Source organism: Franconibacter pulveris (assembly GCF_056780215.1).
Genome location: NZ_CM165555.1, coordinates 2,950,400 through 2,969,139, shown reverse-complemented (window position 1 = coordinate 2,969,139; position 18,740 = coordinate 2,950,400). Strand labels below are relative to the sequence as shown.

Here is an 18,740-nt window from a genome sequence, read left to right as displayed (position 1 = left end):
GAGCTTGCTCACGCTTTCACGTTAACGCAAATTCCTTCCGCTGAACGATAAAGTTCCCGCCTCCTTTGCCGATAACCTCAACAGTTAGTCAGATGTCTGGGGGATGTTGAGTGAATCGTATTCGCGTAGTCACAATGCTGATGCTGGTGGTAGGCGTTTTCATCCTGCTGCAGCTTATTTCCGGCAGTTTCTTTTTCTCTTCGCTAAAAGAGAACCAGCAAAGCTTTAGCGCGTCACACCAGTTGCGCCTGCAACAGGCGGAGCTAAACCATACCTGGGACATGCTGTTGCAGACGCGCATCAACCTCAGCCGCTCCGCGGCGCGAATGATGATGGATCCCAGCAACCAGCAAAGCAGCGCCAAAACCGATCTGCTCAACAGCGCGAAAAAGACGCTGGCGCAGGCCCAGGCTCACTATGCGGCGTTCAAAGCGGCGCCGGTTGAACAGCCCGATATTCAGGCCATGAGCGGGCAGCTTGATGCGGCTTTTCAGGATTACGCTCAGGCGCTTGGCGAGCTGGTGCAGTACCTGGAGAGCGGCAATTTAGAGCCTTACTTCGCCCAACCGACGCAGGGCAAACAGAACGCGCTGCAAAAAGCGATGGACGATTACGCTACGCTTAACGTGCGCATCGCGCAGGATGCCTGGCAGGAGAGCACGCAGGACTACCGCTTTGCTCAATGGCAGACCGGCGTGCTGGCGCTGGTGCTGCTGGCGGTGAGCGCCCTGGTCTGGTACGGCCTGCGTCATGTGCTGCTCAACCCGCTTGCCGTCATCATCGGTTCGATTCGTGAAATCGCCGCAGGCAACCTGACTGCCCGTATCAACGTCAGCGGACGCAACGAGATGAGCGAACTTGCGCAGAGCGTGCAGCACATGCAGCAGGAGCTTATCGACACCGTGACCAGCGTGCGTTCAGGGACCGATGCGATTTACACCGGCACCCGTGAGATTGCCGTCGGCAATAACGATCTCTCTTCGCGCACGGAAGAGCAGGCGGCCTCGCTGGAGGAGACCGCCGCCAGCATGGAGCAGTTAACCGCCACGGTGAAACAGAATGCCGACAACGCCCGTCAGGCCTCCCAACTGGCGCGCACCGCCTCGGAAACCGCCCAGCGCGGCGGCAAAGTGGTGGACGGCGTGGTCAACACCATGCACGACATCGCCGCCAGTTCGAAGAAGATTGCCGACATTACCGGTGTTATCGACGGCATCGCTTTCCAGACCAACATCCTTGCGCTTAACGCCGCCGTGGAAGCGGCGCGGGCAGGGGAGCAGGGCCGCGGCTTCGCCGTGGTGGCGGGCGAAGTGCGCAATCTGGCGAGCCGCAGCGCCCAGGCGGCGAAAGAAATCAAAGCGCTGATTGAAGATTCCGTCACGCGCGTGGATACCGGCTCGGTGCTGGTGGAAAGCGCGGGTGAAACCATGCAGGACATCGTCAGCGCCGTAACCCGGGTGACCGACATCATGGGCGAAATCGCCTCGGCGTCCGATGAGCAGAGCCGCGGTATTGACCAGGTCGCGCTGGCCGTCTCCGAGATGGACCGCGTAACCCAGCAGAACGCCTCGCTGGTGGAGCAGTCCGCCGCCGCCGCCGCGCAGCTTGAGGAGCAGGCGAGCCGGTTATCTCAGGCGGTCGCCGCGTTCCGCCTGCGCGAGCGCGAAACGTCTGCCTCTATGCAAAAGCCGAATTTGAGCAGCACATTGAGCACGACCCAGGCGCCGGCCTCCAGCCCGGCTTCGATCCCACGTGAAACGGCCGCGGTTGGCCATAACGATAACTGGGAAACTTTTTGACCACTCAAGCTGGCAGCGATGCCGGGTAAGGGAGCGTTGATGTTTAACCGTATTCGTATTTCGACCACGTTGTTTTTGCTCTTGATTCTCTGCGGCGTTTTGCAGATTGGCAGTAATGGTTTGTCCTTTCTCGCTTTTCGGGCCGACTACGGCAATCTGAAGAGGGTCGAGGCAAGTAACCAGCAACGCGACACGCTGACGCAAACCCGCGCAGCGTTGTTACAAGCGAGTACGGCATTAAACCGCGCCGGTACGCTCACCGCCCTGAGCTACCCGCCGGAAGATATCAAAGCCCTGATGACAGGCGCGCAGGAGAGCCTGAAGCAGGCGGATTCCCTGTTTAAAACGTTCGCCGCCATTGAGCCTGCGAACGAAGAGACGGCGCAGTTGCTCGCGTCGACCAGGAAAAGCTTCGCGGCCTACCGCGAAGACCTGGAGCATCAGGCGACCTGGCTTGCAAGCAACCAGCTTTCCGATTTCCTCACCGCGCCGGTGCAGAAATCGCAGGATGGCTTTGACGCCAGTTTTAACGCCTGGCAGCAGCACATTAACCAGTTTGTCAGCAGCGCCAGCGAAGAGAGCAAAGGCTGGTATCACCTCTCCGGGCTGATTTTCGGCGTGGTGAGCGTCGTGGCGGTGCTGCTGGTTCTGGGGTCGCTGTGGTGGTCGCGCCGCATGCTGGTGATGCCGCTGGCGATTATACGCAGCCATTTTGACAGCATTGCCGCAGGCCATCTGGCGCGCCCGGTGCTGGTCTTCGGCCGTAACGAGATTTCGGAGATTTTCGCCAGCCTCAAGGCGATGCAAAGCGCCTTGCGGGAAACGGTAAGCGATGTGCGCAACGGCAGCCTCGCGATGCATACCGGCATCAGCGAGATTGCCGCCGGCAATAACGATCTCTCTTCGCGTACCGAACAGCAGGCGGCATCGCTGGCGCAGACTGCGGCCAGCATGGAAGAGTTGACCGCCACGGTAAGCCAGAACGCTGAAAACGCCCGTCAGGCTTCGCTGCTGGCGAAAAGCGCTGCCGAGACCGCGAAGCGCGGCGGCGATCAGGCCTCGAACGTGGCGCAAACGATGCATGAGATAGAAACGAGTTCGCAAAAAATCGGCGACATCATCAGCGTTATCGACGGTATCGCTTTCCAGACCAATATCCTTGCGCTTAACGCCGCCGTGGAAGCGGCTCGCGCAGGAGAGCAGGGACGGGGTTTTGCTGTGGTGGCAGGCGAAGTGCGTAACCTGGCAAGCCGCAGCGCCGAGGCGGCGAAAGAGATCAAAGCGTTGATTGAGGAGTCGGTATCCCGGGTGCAGCAAGGGTCGTCGCTGGTGGATAACTCGGCGCAAACCATGGCGGAGATTGTCCGCTCGGTAACCCAGGTGAATGACATTATGGGCGAAATCGCCTCTGCTTCGGACGAGCAACACCGGGGCATTGAGCAGGTCGCTCAGGCGGTAAGCCAGATGGATCAGGTGACGCAGCAAAACGCCGCGCTGGTGGAGGAGGCGGCTGCCGCGGCTGACACGCTGGCAAGCCAGGCCGACCGTCTGACGGCGGTTGTGTCGGTATTTAATCTTGAAGAGAAACATGTCGTTGAGCGAGACGACGCCGTTGCGCTCAATGCCGTAGCCGTATCCCCCTGACTGTGAGTAATAAGGCGCTATGACAACAACCATTCCTGGTGGGCAACCCTCGTTCCTGTTGCCCATGACACAGCGCCTTGCGCTGTCCGACGCGCATTTTCGTCGGATATGTCAATTGATTTACCAGCGCGCAGGGATCGTGCTGGCGGACCATAAGCGAGACATGGTCTACAACCGGCTGGTGCGTCGGCTGCGCACGCTCGGGCTTGATGATTTCGGCCGCTACCTCAGCATGCTGGAGGCGAATGCCAACAGCGCCGAGTGGCAGGCGTTCATCAACTCGCTGACCACCAACCTGACCGCGTTTTTCCGCGAAGCGCATCACTTTCCGGTGCTGGCCGAGCATGCGCGCAAGCGCAGCGGCGAGTACAAGGTCTGGAGCGCGGCGGCGTCAACGGGGGAAGAGCCTTATTCGCTGGCCATTACGCTTGCCGATACGCTCGGCACAGCGCCGGGCCGCTGGAAGGTGTTTGCAAGCGATATTGACACCGAAGTGCTGCAAAAAGCGCAGAGCGGCATCTATCGCCAGGAGGAGCTGAAAACCCTCTCTCCTCAGCAATTGCAGCGTTATTTCATGCGCGGCACCGGTCCGCATGAGGGGCTGGTGCGGGTGCGTGGGGAGCTTGCGAACCATGTGGAGTTCGCCTCGCTCAACCTGCTGGACAAGCAGTACAACGTTCCGGGTCCGTTTGACGCGATATTTTGTCGAAACGTCATGATCTATTTCGACAGAGAAACGCAAGAGGCGATCCTCAAGCGTTTCGTGCCGCTGCTTAAGCCAGGCGGTTTGCTCTTTGCCGGACATTCGGAGAATTTCAGCAATCTCAGTCGCGATTTCTGGCTGCGCGGCCAGACGGTATACGCCCTGAGTAAGGAAAGACAATGAGTAAAATCAGAGTGTTGTCAGTGGATGATTCGGCGTTAATGCGCCAGATCATGACGGAAATCATCAACAGCCACAGCGACATGGAGATGGTGGCGACCGCGCCGGACCCGCTGGTCGCGCGCGATCTGATTAAGCAGTTTAATCCGGACGTGCTGACGCTGGATGTCGAAATGCCGCGCATGGACGGCCTCGATTTTCTCGAAAAGCTGATGCGTCTGCGCCCGATGCCGGTGGTGATGGTTTCCTCCCTGACCGGTAAAGGGTCGGAGGTGACGCTTCGCGCGCTGGAGCTGGGGGCGGTGGATTTTGTCACCAAGCCGCAGCTCGGCATTCGCGAAGGCATGCTGGCCTACAGCGAGCTGATTGCTGAGAAAGTGCGTACCGCTTCCCGCGCTCGCCTTTCCGCCCGCGCGCCCGTCAGCGCGCCGGCAACGCTGAAGGCAGGCCCGCTGCTGAGTTCTGAAAAATTGCTGGCTATCGGCGCCTCGACGGGCGGCACCGAGGCGATTCGTCACGTGCTGCAGCCGCTGCCGCTCTCAAGCCCGGCGGTGCTGATTACCCAGCATATGCCGCCAGGCTTTACTCGTTCCTTCGCTGAGCGTCTGAACAAGCTTTGCCAGATAACGGTGAAAGAGGCGGAAGACGGCGAGCGCGTGCTGCCGGGTCATGCCTATATCGCGCCGGGCGATAAGCATATGGAGCTCACCCGCAGCGGGGCGAACTATCAAATTAAGATTCACGACGGGCCGCCGGTTAACCGGCACCGCCCGGCGGTAGATGTGTTGTTTCACTCCGTCGCCAAACATGCGGGGCGCAACGCGGTGGGGGTTATCCTCACCGGGATGGGCAACGACGGCGCGGCGGGGATGCTGGCGATGCACCAGGCGGGCGCCTGGACCATTGCGCAGAATGAAGCAAGTTGTGTGGTGTTCGGCATGCCGCGTGAGGCCATCAATATGGGTGGCGTCAGCGAAGTCGTCGATCTAAGCCAGGTCAGCCAGCAAATGCTGGCGAAAATCAGTGCCGGACAGGCAATACGTATTTAAAGAGGAGTGCAGTTTTTATGGCGGATAAAGAGCTCAAGTTTCTGGTTGTGGATGACTTCTCCACCATGCGTCGCATCGTGCGTAACCTGCTTAAAGAGTTGGGTTTTAACAACGTGGAAGAAGCCGAAGATGGCGTAGACGCGCTGAACAAATTGCAGGCTGGCGGTTTTGGCTTTGTGATTTCCGACTGGAACATGCCGAACATGGATGGCCTGGAACTGCTGAAAACCATTCGCGCCGACGGCGCAATGGCGGCGATGCCGGTGCTGATGGTGACAGCGGAAGCCAAGAAAGAGAACATCATCGCCGCCGCTCAGGCGGGCGCCAGCGGCTACGTCGTTAAACCTTTCACCGCGGCGACGCTGGAAGAGAAGCTGAACAAGATATTCGAGAAACTCGGAATGTGAGGAGCTCCTGATGATTCATTCTGCAATGAAACCCACTGAAGAACATTCCGCAGCCGATATCATCGTTCGTATTGGCAGCTTAACGCGTATGCTGCGTGACAGCCTGCGTGAGCTTGGTCTGGATCAGGCGATTGCGGAAGCGGCCGAGGCGATTCCGGATGCCCGTGATCGTCTCGACTATGTTGTGCAGATGACGGCGCAGGCCGCAGAGCGCGCGCTCAACAGCGTCGAAGCGTCGCAGCCGCATCAGGACGAGCTGGAAAAAGGGGCGAAAGGGCTTAGCAAACGCTGGGACGAATGGTTTGAAAATCCCATTGAGCTGAGCGACGCCCGGGAGCTTGTCACCGATACCCGTCAGTACCTGGCGGAAGTGCCGGGGCACACCAGCTTCACTAACGCCCAGTTGCTGGACATCATGATGGCGCAGGATTTCCAGGACCTGACCGGTCAGGTTATCAAGCGCATGATGGATGTGATTCAGGAAATTGAGCGCCAGTTGCTGATGGTGCTGCTGGAAAACATGCCGGAGCCAGCCGCGCGTCCGAAGCGTGAGAACGAAAGCCTGCTTAACGGCCCCCAGCTGGACGCCACCGCCGCAGGCGTTGTGGCAAGCCAGGACCAGGTCGACGACCTGCTGGACAGCCTGGGCTTTTAACGTTCGTTTACCTTCCTCAGGTTGCCTCTGCAGCCTGAGGAACGTTTCTTTAGCGCAAATCCATTTTTACCGTTACGTTTCCTTCAAATTTACCCGCTGCCGGACTTTTTTGTTGCGTGGAGACGGGCGCAGCTTTAATGCGCACGACGCCGTTTCCTTGTTCATCCAGCGTCACCGGAAACGCGAAGGTGCCGTCAAGCGCCACCGCTGCGCTGTTTTCGTTATAGATCCGCACGCCAATATCATCGCGCCCCAGCATCCTGGCGATTAACTGATCGCTGCCCTCCGCCGTTCCCTGGTCGGCGATTAAAGTCAGCTTTATTTTGTCCTCATTGCCCACCGCCGGGCCATCGCAATGGTAAGAAATATCGACATTTTTCAACGCATAAGCTGCGGGCGGCTCGCCACGAGCGCGAAACTGTTTGCTGACGATATTGCCGAAATCGACTTCGATGGTGCTTCCGGCATTGATGGTGCAGCTCAAGGGCGCCGTCAGTTTGCCGCTCAGCCAGATATTGGAAACCTGCGTGACGTTCGGATCGCTTCTGTCGCAGTGCGAGCCGGTAGAAAGACACGCGTAGTTTTGCACCACAAGCGTTGAAGGAATCACTTCCTCGCCAAGGATGGGCTTTTTGATATAAAAGGTGGCGGCAATAACGTTCCACTTAAATTTCCGTTTTATCGGTGTGCCGCCAGCTGGCCGCGTCGCATCGCTGCAGACGCTGGCTCTCGCTTCCTGGGACTTTTCCGCTTCCTTCGCATACAGACGCTGCGTGGTGGGATAGCTATTGATATCAATTTTATCCAGCCCGCCTCCATCAGGAGAATCCACGGCATTGATGTAACCGGCGACATCCACATCCACTTTACTGGTGAGATAACCAAAGCCAGCGACGCCGGCCGGAAGGGGGCTGCCAGCCAGCGAGAGCAGGAGAACATCCGTTGACGCGCTCATTGTGGGCGGGCAGGCGCAGTTAGCTTCAATTTCCGGGCCCTCGCCAACGAGGTGTCCGGGGACGATAAGCTTCTTGCTAGGCGCATTTTCATCTGTCGTCAGCTCTCGCGTATAGCTGGCATTGTAAACCGGCGCGCTGTTAAAACAGTTGGCGAGGCTGGCCGCCTGGGCGGATAACGGCGCAAGCGTCAGTAACGCGGCGGTGAGCGCTACGTTTGGCTTCAAAGGGCGGATGTTGAAGTTAGTGACCACGATGTTGCTCCTGCTGGCAGAGTGCCTCTGCGGTACGAATTCCTGCGGGGTTTGCGGTATGCTTTGCGCTATCTAACTGGACGCGGGCGGAACAGGTTTGACTGGCGTCGTTACCCCATTTCACTTTGAGAGAGAACTGTTCCGGCACGCCGGCAAGATAAAGCGTGCCGGTATCATCAACGATGGCGTTCATCGCGGGCGATTCGGATGTTGCCATGGCGCCAAAGGGGATGAGGTTGCCATCCGGGCGGCGCAACCGAATTAAGGCGCGATACCCCACATGGGCCGTAAACTCGGCGGATACAGCGGCGCTGCGGCTGGGGACAACCGTAACGGCTGTTTCATCGGTATCGACATCCTCCGGCAGGCTGGTGGTATCGATGCGGATGCTGTTCTCCTGATAAGCGCTTAGCGAAGGAATAATGGCGTTACCCTGCCAGTCAGTGGCGACGCCACGCTGGTTAACAAAGCGAATGCCGGAGGCGCCGCTCGCGTTCACGATGGCGAACTGGTCGCCTAAGGGCTGCGAAAGCGTAATGCCGTTCGGGTGCGCCACCAGCCCGCCATTCACCCCATAGCTGAACTGTCGGCTGCTGTCGGAGCTGTAGTAATAACCGGCATTCAGGCTGGCATATTGCGAGCGATAGCTGCCGTAGAGGCTCGAGTTATCATCGCCGTCATGGTTAGTGTGGCTTTGCTGGAGTGAATAACTTAACCGCTCATCATCCAGCAAGGTGCCGTTGATGCCCAGGTTATGGCTGGCGTAGCCCTGTTTGCTGTCGCTGAAGTTATAGTTGGCCCAGGCCCGCGGCAGCCATTCGCTCAGCGGCACGCTCAGGCTTAGCGAGATCATTTGGTCGCTTTCGCTGTCGGTGGCTTTGCTGTATGTCCAGGCCAGATGTACGCTGGTTTTGCCAATCAGCGTGCTGACGCCGGCAGAGACGCTGCGCTCTTTTTTATCGGTTGCCCAGTAGTCTTGCTGATAGCCATTCAGGTAGAGGCTGCTGCCAAAAAGGTTTTGGCTGATGCTGGCCTGCAGCCGGTTGCGCTTGTTGTAGCGAAACAGCCACGCGTTATCTTCATCGTCATACTTCTGGTTGGCATCTTCAAAGCTGTAATAACCTTCGGTCGAGTAACGGTAACTTGCCAGCGTGAAGTTTGTCTCGGTCGCGGTTAACTTGCCGGAGTAAAGCAGGCGGTAAGACTGGCCGTCACTCTGTTTGCCATTATCAAGGGTAGCCCAGGCGGCGGTGACATCCGCTGATACCGTACCGAGTTCGCCAAGGGTGACGCCTGTGCCGCCGTTAATGGCACGGTAGTCCTGGGAGTGAGTTACTCCGCCAAAGAGCGTCATCAGATTGTTGACGCCGTAAATGGCGCTGCCCTGAACAAAGAGCGGCTCACTGGCATCGCTGTTGTTCCCGGCGCGGTAACGGCCTGCCGTCATCTCATACTTGACTTTGCCAGGGCGCTGCATGACCGCCACGCTGGAATAAGGCTGGGTGAAGCGATGCTCCGTTCCGTCCGCTTCTTTAACCGTGACTTCCAGATCGCCGCTGTTGGTCGTGGAATAGATATCGTTGATCTCGAACGCGCCGGGGGCGACGTTCTGCTGATAAATTACATAGCCGTTCTGGCGAACAGACACTTCAGCGTTGGTGCTGGCGATGCCGCGAATGACCGGCGCAAAGCCGCGCTGGCTGTAAGGCAGCATCTCTTCGTCAGAAACAATATTCACGCCACGGTATTGCAGGCTGTCGAAGACTTCGCCCTGGGTGCTGTTTTCACCGGCGGTGAATTGCGCCTTCAGGCTGTCGATATCGTGCTGCAGATAGGTATTAATGCTTCTCCATGAAGCGGCGTCATCGGTTTTGTTCCAGGTCGAGTAGTTGCGCGCGCGCCAGCCGCCAATGTTTATGCCGCTTCGCAAATTCAGGTATTGGTTTTCCCGGTTTGAAATGGCATGACCCTCATTTTGCGTACCGGAAAACGCGTAATCCGCGAAGGCGACCGGCATGCCGTCATCCCAACGCGAAGGGTCAATATAGCCCCGGCTTTGGCTGTTAATGGCCTCTTGCGGCATGCTGATGCGTAACGTAAGCGTTTCAAAATCGAATGTGGCAACGGCAAAAGGAATATGGTTTCCAAGGCTGCCTGGCAACGGTTTCTTAGCGGGCAGGGCCGCAAGCGCCGGAAATCTGTCAACCTTGACCCCCCATTTACGCAACATGGCGGGGGTTATCTGCGGCTCAAGCTGACCCTGCTTACCGCTGATAAAACTGATGGTTTCGTCATCCTGGCGGTCTTTGTTGAGCACGACCGTACAGAGATAAGCACCGGGCAGCTGCGCGCCGCTGCGTGAAAATAAAGAGAGATCGACGTTCTGCCGCTGCAGGGCTTCGCCCTCAAGCGACGAAGGGGAAAAGTAATATTCCCGGGCCAGGGCGCTGTTGGCGGCCAGAAGCATAATGCCGCCAAGGCAGCGCAGGACAGGATTCAGACGCCCCATTGCCTGGCAAGAATGAAGAGAAGTTCCGTTAATCTTCATGACTAAAATTAACCCTGGATGGCTGTTGCGGTGTATTTTTCAGAGGCATTGCCATAATCGGTTATGCAGCGCCAGCTCACGGTCGGGTTCTCGGCGTTGCCCGAAAAAGCGATACGGGCGAAACTTTTCGGCGCAACAAGCTCAGCCTTATCAAGCTTTGTGTTGCCGATAAAGAGGCTGTCGAAAACGACATGGTAAGCGCCGTCGTTGGTCACCGTGAGCTGGTCGCCGCTGCGCGTGAACCGTAACTGTTTACAGCTCTCCATCGGCGTGCCGGGGAGCCCTTTGGGACGCCAGAACAGCTTAAGGCGCGTTTTGTAGATAAGACGCAGCACATTTTTTGCCTCGTCATCTTTCGGCGTAGCCGGGATCGTGCGCACGTTGAAATAGAACAACGACTCTTTGTCTTCAGGCAGCGGTTCGCCGGTCCAGGTAATACGCACGCTCTGCTCTTTTTGCGCATCCAGACGAAATAAGGGAGGCGTGACCATAAATGGCCCGCGGGTTTTGCCATCGCCGGTATCGGTCCACGATTGAATCAGCCAGGGCAATTCGGTTTCTTTGTTCGTCAGGGATAACGCCGTTTCTTTTTTACTGGCGTCATAAATAATACGCGTACGCCCAATCTGGACGCCGGCGGCATGGGTATATAAAGGATGCAGGGCTGACAGAAAAAGTAATGCCAGTAGAGAAATACGCATAGGCGAACCTGTGTCTGAATCACTAGTAAAAGATAAAAACAATAGCCCGCATCGTCGGACTATTGTTGTGTTTACTCTCTTTTTGCTAAACAGCGCTTCAGTGCAAAGCCCTGGCGCGCTAAAAATAATTTTTAGCCGGGTGTTAGCGGTAAAGAATATTAATTGTCAGATCGGCATCCGCCGCGCCGGCCGTAACGGTTTGCGCGAAGGATTTATAGCGAGCATTAAAATAAGCGGTAACGGTATCGTCCTTAACGGTTGGCAGATCCACTTTTATCTGATTTTCTGACCCATCGAATTTAAGGTAAGTCGTGTCGCTACCTTCCGGGCTGATTGCAATCCCCACGCCCGTCGCCGCTTCTTCGCCAGAGGTGGTGATTTTACTCACATCCAGCAGGGAAGCGGAGCTGGTCAGGGTAGTCGGACCGTTGAAGGTCAGCTGTACCGCTGGCAGACCGTCGCTCGCCACAGGGCACTCGGCGAGTTTGATAGAAAAAGACTTCAGTGTGGATTCTTTCCCTACGCTGTCAAATAAAGAGGTCGGGTAGGTGCCCAACGGGACGGTGCTGTCGGTACCGTTATCCCCTTTAATGATGCAGCTCGGCTCAATGATTTGACCCGTGAAATGTATTTTGCCTGCGTTCATTTCAGCAGCGAATGCATTGGCGGCCGCGCACGTTAAAAACACAGCCGAAATAATGTGCCTGGTAAACTTCATGAATGGTTATCTCCTTATTAATAGCTCCAGTGCAGGATGAATATAAGAGGTTAATATTAACCGAATATATTCATGGCGGGCTGAGTATACATTCTTATTTTTTACAGAAGAAGAGATTTTAAAGCGCAAATTTTGCGGCTTTTGCGATTCTTTTTTAGTAGGGTCAGTATAAATTTGGTGAATATAATTTTCAATTATCCTTTGAATTTGACTAATGCGTTATTCAAATATGTTCGCTTGTTTTTCTGTTTTTTTTTAAACAAAAATCAGGGCAAATCCTCAGAAGGGATGCTAATTAAGGAATAGGCTTATTTATTTTTCATAATAATTGGATTTCTGGAGGGGTAGTGTGGTCCACAAAAAAACGAGCTTTTCAGAATCTGGGAATCACTTCCGCCAGCGCGCTGTGTTTCATCAGCAAAGAGAATAAAAGACGGTGATTAGCGGGGTTTTTCGGCCCATTGACCTCAGCACGCTCTGGCATGATACGCGTGACGAATTGGCTAGAGAGTTTGCGAAGTGGCCGGAGATAGCGACGAGGACAAAACAGAGGCCCCCACACCCCACCGACTAGAAAAAGCGCGTGAGGAGGGGCAAATCCCCCGTTCCAGAGAACTGACTTCCCTGCTGATGCTGCTGGTAGGGTTAAGCGTTATCTGGATGGGCGGGGAGACGCTCGCCCGCCAGCTGGCCGCCATGCTCTCCGGCGGGCTGCACTTCGACCACAGTATCATTAACGACCCCCGGCTGACGGTGAGTTTCATCAGTTCGCTGATTAAGCAGGCGCTGCTGGCATTGATGCCGCTGATGATTGGCCTGGTGATGGTGGCGATTGGCGCGCCGATGTTGTTAGGCGGCGTGCTCTTTAGCGCCAAGTCGGTCACCTTTAACTTCGGTAAACTTAACCCTATCTCTGGCGTCAAGCGGCTGTTTTCCTCGCAGGCGTTGGCGGAGATGCTCAAAGCGCTGATGAAATCGACGCTGGTCGGCATCGTTACCGGCTGGTATCTGTGGCACAACTGGCCGGACATGCTGCGGCTGATAAGCGAATCGCCCCTTGAGGCGCTCGGCAATTCCCTCAACCTGGTGGCGCTCTGCGGGCTGCTGATTGTGATGGGCCTGGTGCCGATGGTCGGTTTTGACGTTTTCTGGCAGATCCACAGCCATGTGAAAAAGCTGCGCATGTCCCGCCAGGATATTCGCGACGAATTTAAAGACCAGGAAGGCGACCCGCATGTCAAGGGACGCATTCGCCAGCAGCAGCGCGCCGCCGCGCGTCGTCGCATGATGGCCGATGTACCGAAAGCGGACGTTATCGTCACCAACCCGACGCACTATTCCGTGGCGTTGCAGTATGACGAAAACAAAATGAGCGCGCCAAAAGTGGTGGCGAAAGGCGCAGGGCTGGTCGCGCTGCGCATCCGTGAAATTGGCAACGAGAATCGCATTCCGATCCTCGAAGCGCCGCCGCTGGCGCGCGCGCTTTACCGTCACGCGGAAATAGGACAACAAATCCCGGGCCAGCTCTACGCCGCTGTGGCGGAAGTGCTGGCGTGGGTATGGCAACTTAAACGCTGGCGCACCGCTGGCGGTCTTATCCCGAAAAAACCTGAAAACCTTCCGGTGCCTGCCGCACTGGATTTTATGAACGAGAAGGACACTGATGGCTAATCTGGTGGCTATGCTGCGCCTGCCGGGCAACCTGAAAACGACGCAATGGCAGATCCTTGCCGGGCCGATACTTATTCTGCTGATCCTGTCGATGATGGTGCTGCCGCTGCCGGCTTTTATCCTCGACATGCTCTTCACCTTTAATATCGCGCTCTCCATTATGGTGCTGCTGGTGGCGATGTTCACCCAGCGCACGCTGGAGTTTGCGGCGTTCCCGACCATTCTGCTCTTTACTACGCTGCTGCGTCTGGCGCTGAATATCGCCTCGACCCGCATCATCCTGATGGAAGGGCATACGGGCGCGGCGGCGGCGGGCAAAGTAGTAGAGGCTTTCGGCCACTTCCTGGTCGGCGGCAACTTCGCCATCGGCATCGTGGTCTTTATCATCCTCGTCATTATTAACTTCATGGTTATCACCAAAGGCGCCGGGCGTATCGCGGAAGTGGGCGCGCGCTTTGTACTGGACGGGATGCCTGGCAAGCAGATGGCTATCGACGCCGACCTCAACGCCGGCCTGATTGGCGAAGATGAAGCGAAAAAACGCCGTGCGGAAGTGACGCAAGAGGCGGATTTCTACGGCTCGATGGACGGTGCGAGTAAATTCGTGCGCGGCGACGCCGTCGCCGGCTTGCTTATCATGGCTATCAACATCATCGGCGGCCTGCTGGTGGGCGTTATCCAGCATGGTCTGCCGGTAGGCCAGGCGGCGGAAGCGTATACGCTGCTGACCATCGGCGATGGCCTGGTGGCGCAAATCCCGGCGCTGGTTATCTCCACCGCCGCCGGCGTTATCGTTACCCGTGTCGCCACCGATCAGGACGTGGGCGAACAGATGGTGACGCAGCTGTTCAGCAACCCGCGCGTTATGGTGCTGAGCGCCGCGGTGCTTGGCCTGCTCGGCATGGTGCCGGGCATGCCGAACTTTGTTTTCCTGCTCTTTACCGCCGCGCTGCTAGGCCTCGCCTGGTGGATGCGCGGTCGCGAAACGGCGAAGCCCGAGGTGGCGCAGCCCGTCAAGGCGACTGAAAACCCGCAGGCTGTGGAAGCGACATGGAGTGACGTGCAGCTGGAAGATTCGCTCGGCATGGAAGTGGGCTACCGGTTGATTCCGATGGTCGATTTTCAGCAGGATGGCGAGCTGCTTGGCCGTATCCGCAGCATTCGTAAGAAATTCGCGCAGGAGATGGGCTTTCTGCCGCCTGTGGTGCACATTCGCGACAACATGGACTTGCCCCCGGCGCGCTACCGCATTTTGATGAAAGGCGTGGAGATTGGCAGCGGCGAAGCCTATCCTGGCCGCTGGCTGGCGATTAACCCCGGCACGGCGGCAGGCACGCTGCCGGGCGAAGCCACCGTCGACCCGGCCTTTGGTCTCGCCGCTATCTGGATTGAAAGTCCGCTCAAAGAGCAGGCGCAGATCCAGGGCTTCACCGTCGTGGAAGCGAGCACCGTCGTCGCCACCCATCTCAACCATTTGATTGGTCAGTTCGCGCCGGAACTCTTCGGCCGCCAGGAAGCGCAGCAACTGCTGGATCGCGTCTCGCAGGAGATGCCGAAGCTGACCGAAGACCTGGTGCCGGGCATTGTCACCCTTACTACGCTGCACAAAGTGTTGCAGAATCTGCTTTCCGAGAAAGTGCCTATTCGCGATATGCGCACTATCCTGGAGACGCTCGCCGAACATGCGCCGGTGCAGAACGATCCGCACGAGCTTACCACCGTGGTGCGCGTGGCGCTGGGCCGCGCTATCACGCAGCAGTGGTTCCCGGGCAGCGGCGAAGTGCAGGTCATTGGGCTTGATACCGCGCTGGAACGTCTGCTGCTGCAGGCGCTGCAGGGCGGCGGCGGGCTGGAGCCAGGTCTGGCCGACCGTCTGCTGGAGCAGGCGCAGGCAGCGCTGCATCGCCAGGAGACGATGGGCGCGCCGCCGGTGCTGCTGGTCAACCACGCGCTGCGTCCGCTACTGTCGCGCTTTTTACGCCGCAGCCTGCCGCAACTGGTGGTGCTCTCCAACATGGAGCTTTCGGATAACCGCAACATTCGCATGACGGCGACCATCGGGGGCCAGTAATGCGCATACTTACAGCGCTTTTTCTGCTGCTGCCCCTGCTGGCCCATGCCGCCGGTGAAGGGGCGTGGCAGGCGAGCAGTAAAGGCATCACGTTGAGCAATCGCGGCCAGGCTATCTCCTCCATGCCGCTTTCGCCCGGGCAGCCGCCTGACGGGCTAATGACGGTAGTCGCCTGGCGTTACGAGCTTGTCGGGCCGACCCCCGCCGGGCTGCTGGTGCGCCTCTGCTCGCAGTCGCGCTGCGTCGAAATAGAAGGGCAGACCGGCACCACGCGGGCTTTTACTAACGTGCCGGCCAGCGAGCCGCTGCGTTTTATCTGGGAAGTGCCGGGCGGCGGCAAGCTTTATCCGCGCTTGCAGGTGCTTAGCAATCAGGTAATTGTGAACTACCGGTAATTCCGCTTTTCCCGCTTTTCTCACGGGCCAGCCATTTTTGACGGCTGGCCCGCATTTTTAAACTCTCGCTTTGAACCCTGTGAAACGCTGTTTTATAAATCGGTGAAGCCGGTGGCGGAACTCTTTGTATTTTTGCCAGTTCCTGCCGGGCGGTGGCAAAAAGGAAAAGGTTTCCCCTGCGCCTTACTTTTACTTTAGCCGTGACAGCGTTAATGGCGTCTCCTGACCAGGAGGCTTCCAGCATAAAACACAGGGTTGACGGCAATGAAAACTCGTAAAATTGGGCTCGCGAATTATCTCGCTTATGGTTCAGGCGATTTCCTCGGCGCAGGGACGACAGCGCTAACCGCCGCATGGCTTCTTTACTTTTACACTACCTTCTGCGGACTCACGCCCATCGAGGCGACATTTATCTTCGCGATGGCCCGCGTGCTGGATGCGGTCGTCAGTCCGCTCATGGGCTTTCTCACCGATAACTTCGGCTCTACCTGGCTCGGCAAGCGCTTCGGCCGTCGTAAGTTTTTTATCCTGCTCGGCATTCCCTGCGTCTTTAGCTATTGCCTGATGTGGGTTGGCGGCATGAACTACTGGTACTATCTGCTGACCTATCTGGTTTTTGACGTGGTCTACACCATGATTCTGGTGCCTTACGAAACGCTGGTGCCGGAAATGACCGATGACTTCAAACAGAAAACCAAATTCTCCGGCGCGCGCATCTCGATGGCGCAGATGTCCGCCATCCTCGCCTCCTTCCTGCCGGGCATCCTGATTAATCACTTCGGCAAAGACAACGCTATCTCTTTCTTCTACGCAAGCGTGGTGTTTGCGGTGCTGTGCGCCATCATGCTGACGCTGGTCTGGATCTTTACCTGGGAGCGGCCGCGCGAGGCGTGGACGGAAGCGGCGCTGCGGGCGGAAGAGGAGAAGAAAAGCCTGACGCTGCGCCATAGCCTGAGCCGTCTGGTCACCGAACTGGGCTCCACGCTGCGCATTAAGATTTTCCGCCAGCATCTTGGCATGTATCTCGGCGGGTATATCGCTCAGGACGTATTCAACGCGGTGTTTACCTACTATGTGGTTTTCGTGCTGATGCAAAGCCCGTCGATGGCATCCAACCTGCTTGGCACCATGGCGATTCTGCAGTTTATCGCCGTTATCGGCATGATCCCGCTCTGCATTCGCTTCGGGCCTGCGCCTTCTTACCGTCTGGTGGTCGTGCTGTTCGGCTTAAGCTCCATCTCCTATGCGGTGCTGTATTACGCCGGGCTGAGCGACGTTTATTCGCTGCTGCTGCTGGTTTCCGCGATGGCGGGTCTGGGGCGCGGCGGCATCAACTATGTGCCGTGGAATACCTACACCTATATCGCTGACGTGGACGAAGTGATAACCGGGCAGCGCCGCGAGGGGATCTTCGCAGGCATCATGACGCTGACCCGTAAAGCCTCGCAGGCCGGCGCGGTAATGCTGGTGGGAATTGTGATGCAGATGTCCGGCTTTGTCTCCGGCCAGAGCAGCCAGCCGCCTGCCGTCAGCCACACCATTTTGCTGATTTTAAGCGTCGGCACCGTGCTGGTGTTAGCCTGCGGTTTCCTTGTCTCGCTGCGCTTTAAGCTCAACCTGAAAACCTATAGCGTGCTGCGCGAGGAGACGGCGAAAATGCGCGTCGCCAACCGTGCGATCCCCGAATCGGCCACGCCGCAGGCCCGCGCCACCGTGGAGATGCTCGCCGGCATGCCGTATGAAAACCTGTGGGGCAATAACAACATCGGTTTTCTCAATCGCCACAAGCCCGCCGCGCCTGCGCTTAAGGATGCGCGTGATCTGAATTCAACCCCCATCAGAGGATAAGTTAATGATTGTCTGGCCTGTTAAACACAGCGCGCTGCTGCGCCAGCCGGAACGTTTTATCGCCCGGGACGAACTGAAATCCATCATCCATAAGATGACGGACAATCTGGTCAATATTAAGGATGAAACCGGTCAGTTTTTGCTGCGCCTGGATGACGGGCGGGTGATAGACACCAAAGGGTGGGCGGGCTGGGAGTGGACGCACGGCGTCGGGCTCTACGGCATGTATCACTACTATCGCCAGACCGGCGATGAGCAGATGCGCGACGTTATCGACAGCTGGTTCCGCGCGCGTTTCGCCGAAGGGGCGACCACCAAAAACGTCAATACCATGGCGCCGTTTTTGACTCTGGCGTATCGCTATGAAGAGACCGGCGACCCGGCGCTGCTGCCCTGGCTTGAAAGCTGGGCGGAGTGGGCGATGTATGACATGCCGCGCACCGAGCACGGCGGCATGCAGCACATCACCCTTGCCGAAGAGAACCCTCAGCAGATGTGGGACGACACATTAATGATGACGGTACTGCCGCTCGCCAAAATCGGCAAGCTGCTCGGCAAGCCGGAATATGTGGAAGAGGCGGTTTATCAGTTCCTGCTGCATGTGCAGAACCTGATGGACCGGGAGACCGGCCTCTGGTTTCACGGCTGGAACTATGAAGGCCGCCATAACTTCGCCAGCGCCCGCTGGGCGCGCGGCAACAGCTGGCTGACCATTGTGATCCCCGATTTTCTGGAGCTGATGGACTGGCCGGAAAACAACGCCACCCGCCGCTATCTGATTCAGGTGCTGGAAAACCAGGCGGCGGCGCTGGCGACGTGTCAGGACGAGAGCGGGCTGTGGCATACGCTGCTCGATGACCCGACATCCTATCTGGAAGCCTCCGCGACGGCCGGGTTTGCTTATGGGATGTTAAAAGCGGTGCGTAAGCGTTATATCAGCAAGGCGTACGCGCCGGTGGCGGAGAAAGCGATCAAAGGCGTGATTGCGAATATTTCGCCGCAGGGAGAGCTGTTGCAGGTGTCGTTCGGCACCGGGATGGGAAGCGATCTGGAGTTTTATCGCCAGATCCCGCTCACTTCGATGCCTTACGGTCAGGCGATGGCGATCCTCGCCCTTACGGAGTTTTTGCGAACGTACCTGTAA

General features: G+C 57.5%; 15 protein-coding genes. 11 read left to right on the top strand and 4 right to left on the bottom strand.

From position 1 onward, the window contains the following. Window positions 1–134 precede the first annotated feature (134 nt). The 6 genes from tar to cheZ are packed head-to-tail and all read left to right on the top strand — an operon-like array spanning window position 135 to window position 6,437. Window positions 135–1,799, top strand: a complete 1,665-nt coding sequence (tar, locus tag ACU4F7_RS14010; protein ID WP_481638737.1) for a methyl-accepting chemotaxis protein II — start codon at window positions 135–137, stop codon at window positions 1,797–1,799. 39 nt (window positions 1,800–1,838) lie between these two features. Then, a complete protein-coding gene (gene tap / locus ACU4F7_RS14005) occupies window positions 1,839–3,443 on the top strand; it encodes a methyl-accepting chemotaxis protein IV (RefSeq protein WP_481637170.1) in 1,605 nt (534 codons plus the stop codon). A 19-nt stretch (window positions 3,444–3,462) separates the two neighbouring features. Further along, the gene (gene cheR, locus ACU4F7_RS14000) at window positions 3,463–4,329 is read left to right on the top strand and encodes a protein-glutamate O-methyltransferase CheR (protein ID WP_024557479.1); all 867 of its coding nucleotides are present in this window, start codon (window positions 3,463–3,465) and stop codon (window positions 4,327–4,329) included. After that, window positions 4,326–5,375, top strand: a complete 1,050-nt coding sequence (locus ACU4F7_RS13995; protein ID WP_024557478.1) for a protein-glutamate methylesterase/protein-glutamine glutaminase — start codon at window positions 4,326–4,328, stop codon at window positions 5,373–5,375. Before cheR ends, ACU4F7_RS13995 begins: the two co-directional genes overlap by 4 nt. A gap of 17 nt (window positions 5,376–5,392) precedes the next feature. Continuing rightward, on the top strand, window positions 5,393–5,782 hold the full coding sequence (cheY, locus tag ACU4F7_RS13990; protein WP_024552273.1) for a chemotaxis response regulator CheY: 390 nt from the start codon (window positions 5,393–5,395) through the stop codon (window positions 5,780–5,782). A 10-nt stretch (window positions 5,783–5,792) separates the two neighbouring features. Next, window positions 5,793–6,437 carry a protein phosphatase CheZ gene (gene cheZ, locus ACU4F7_RS13985; RefSeq protein WP_024557477.1) on the top strand — a complete coding sequence of 215 codons (645 nt, stop codon included), beginning with the start codon at window positions 5,793–5,795 and terminating at the stop codon, window positions 6,435–6,437. A gap of 49 nt (window positions 6,438–6,486) precedes the next feature. Here the strand turns inward: cheZ and ACU4F7_RS13980 are convergent, their stop codons facing one another. The 4 genes from ACU4F7_RS13980 to ACU4F7_RS13965 form a co-directional block, all read right to left on the bottom strand. Then, on the bottom strand, window positions 6,487–7,644 hold the full coding sequence (locus tag ACU4F7_RS13980) for a fimbrial protein (protein ID WP_481637169.1): 1,158 nt from the start codon (window positions 7,642–7,644) through the stop codon (window positions 6,487–6,489). Continuing rightward, a complete protein-coding gene (locus ACU4F7_RS13975; RefSeq protein WP_481637168.1) occupies window positions 7,634–10,192 on the bottom strand; it encodes a fimbria/pilus outer membrane usher protein in 2,559 nt (852 codons plus the stop codon). Before ACU4F7_RS13975 ends, ACU4F7_RS13980 begins: the two co-directional genes overlap by 11 nt. A gap of 8 nt (window positions 10,193–10,200) precedes the next feature. Then, a complete protein-coding gene (locus ACU4F7_RS13970; protein ID WP_481637167.1) occupies window positions 10,201–10,893 on the bottom strand; it encodes a fimbrial biogenesis chaperone in 693 nt (230 codons plus the stop codon). Between the two features lie 142 nt (window positions 10,894–11,035). Beyond that, window positions 11,036–11,611, bottom strand: coding sequence for a fimbrial protein (locus ACU4F7_RS13965; RefSeq protein WP_481637166.1), 576 nt, complete (start codon window positions 11,609–11,611; stop codon window positions 11,036–11,038). 519 nt (window positions 11,612–12,130) lie between these two features. On the opposite strand from ACU4F7_RS13965, the gene flhB reads away from it, so the two are divergent. The 5 genes from flhB (at window position 12,131) to bglB (ending at window position 18,740) form a co-directional block, all read left to right on the top strand. After that, on the top strand, window positions 12,131–13,282 hold the full coding sequence (flhB, locus tag ACU4F7_RS13960) for a flagellar biosynthesis protein FlhB (RefSeq protein WP_029591935.1): 1,152 nt from the start codon (window positions 12,131–12,133) through the stop codon (window positions 13,280–13,282). After that, entirely contained in the window at window positions 13,275–15,353 is a 2,079-nt protein-coding gene (gene flhA / locus ACU4F7_RS13955) for a flagellar biosynthesis protein FlhA (protein WP_481637165.1), read from the top strand. Before flhB ends, flhA begins: the two co-directional genes overlap by 8 nt. Beyond that, window positions 15,353–15,748 carry a flagellar protein FlhE gene (flhE, locus tag ACU4F7_RS13950; RefSeq protein ID WP_481637164.1) on the top strand — a complete coding sequence of 132 codons (396 nt, stop codon included), beginning with the start codon at window positions 15,353–15,355 and terminating at the stop codon, window positions 15,746–15,748. The genes flhA and flhE overlap by 1 nt, the downstream gene beginning before the upstream one ends. Before the next feature lie 264 nt (window positions 15,749–16,012). Beyond that, window positions 16,013–17,596, top strand: coding sequence for an MFS transporter (locus ACU4F7_RS13945; protein ID WP_481637163.1), 1,584 nt, complete (start codon window positions 16,013–16,015; stop codon window positions 17,594–17,596). Between the two features lie 4 nt (window positions 17,597–17,600). After that, window positions 17,601–18,740 carry a beta-galactosidase BglB gene (bglB, locus tag ACU4F7_RS13940; RefSeq protein WP_481637162.1) on the top strand — a complete coding sequence of 380 codons (1,140 nt, stop codon included), beginning with the start codon at window positions 17,601–17,603 and terminating at the stop codon, window positions 18,738–18,740.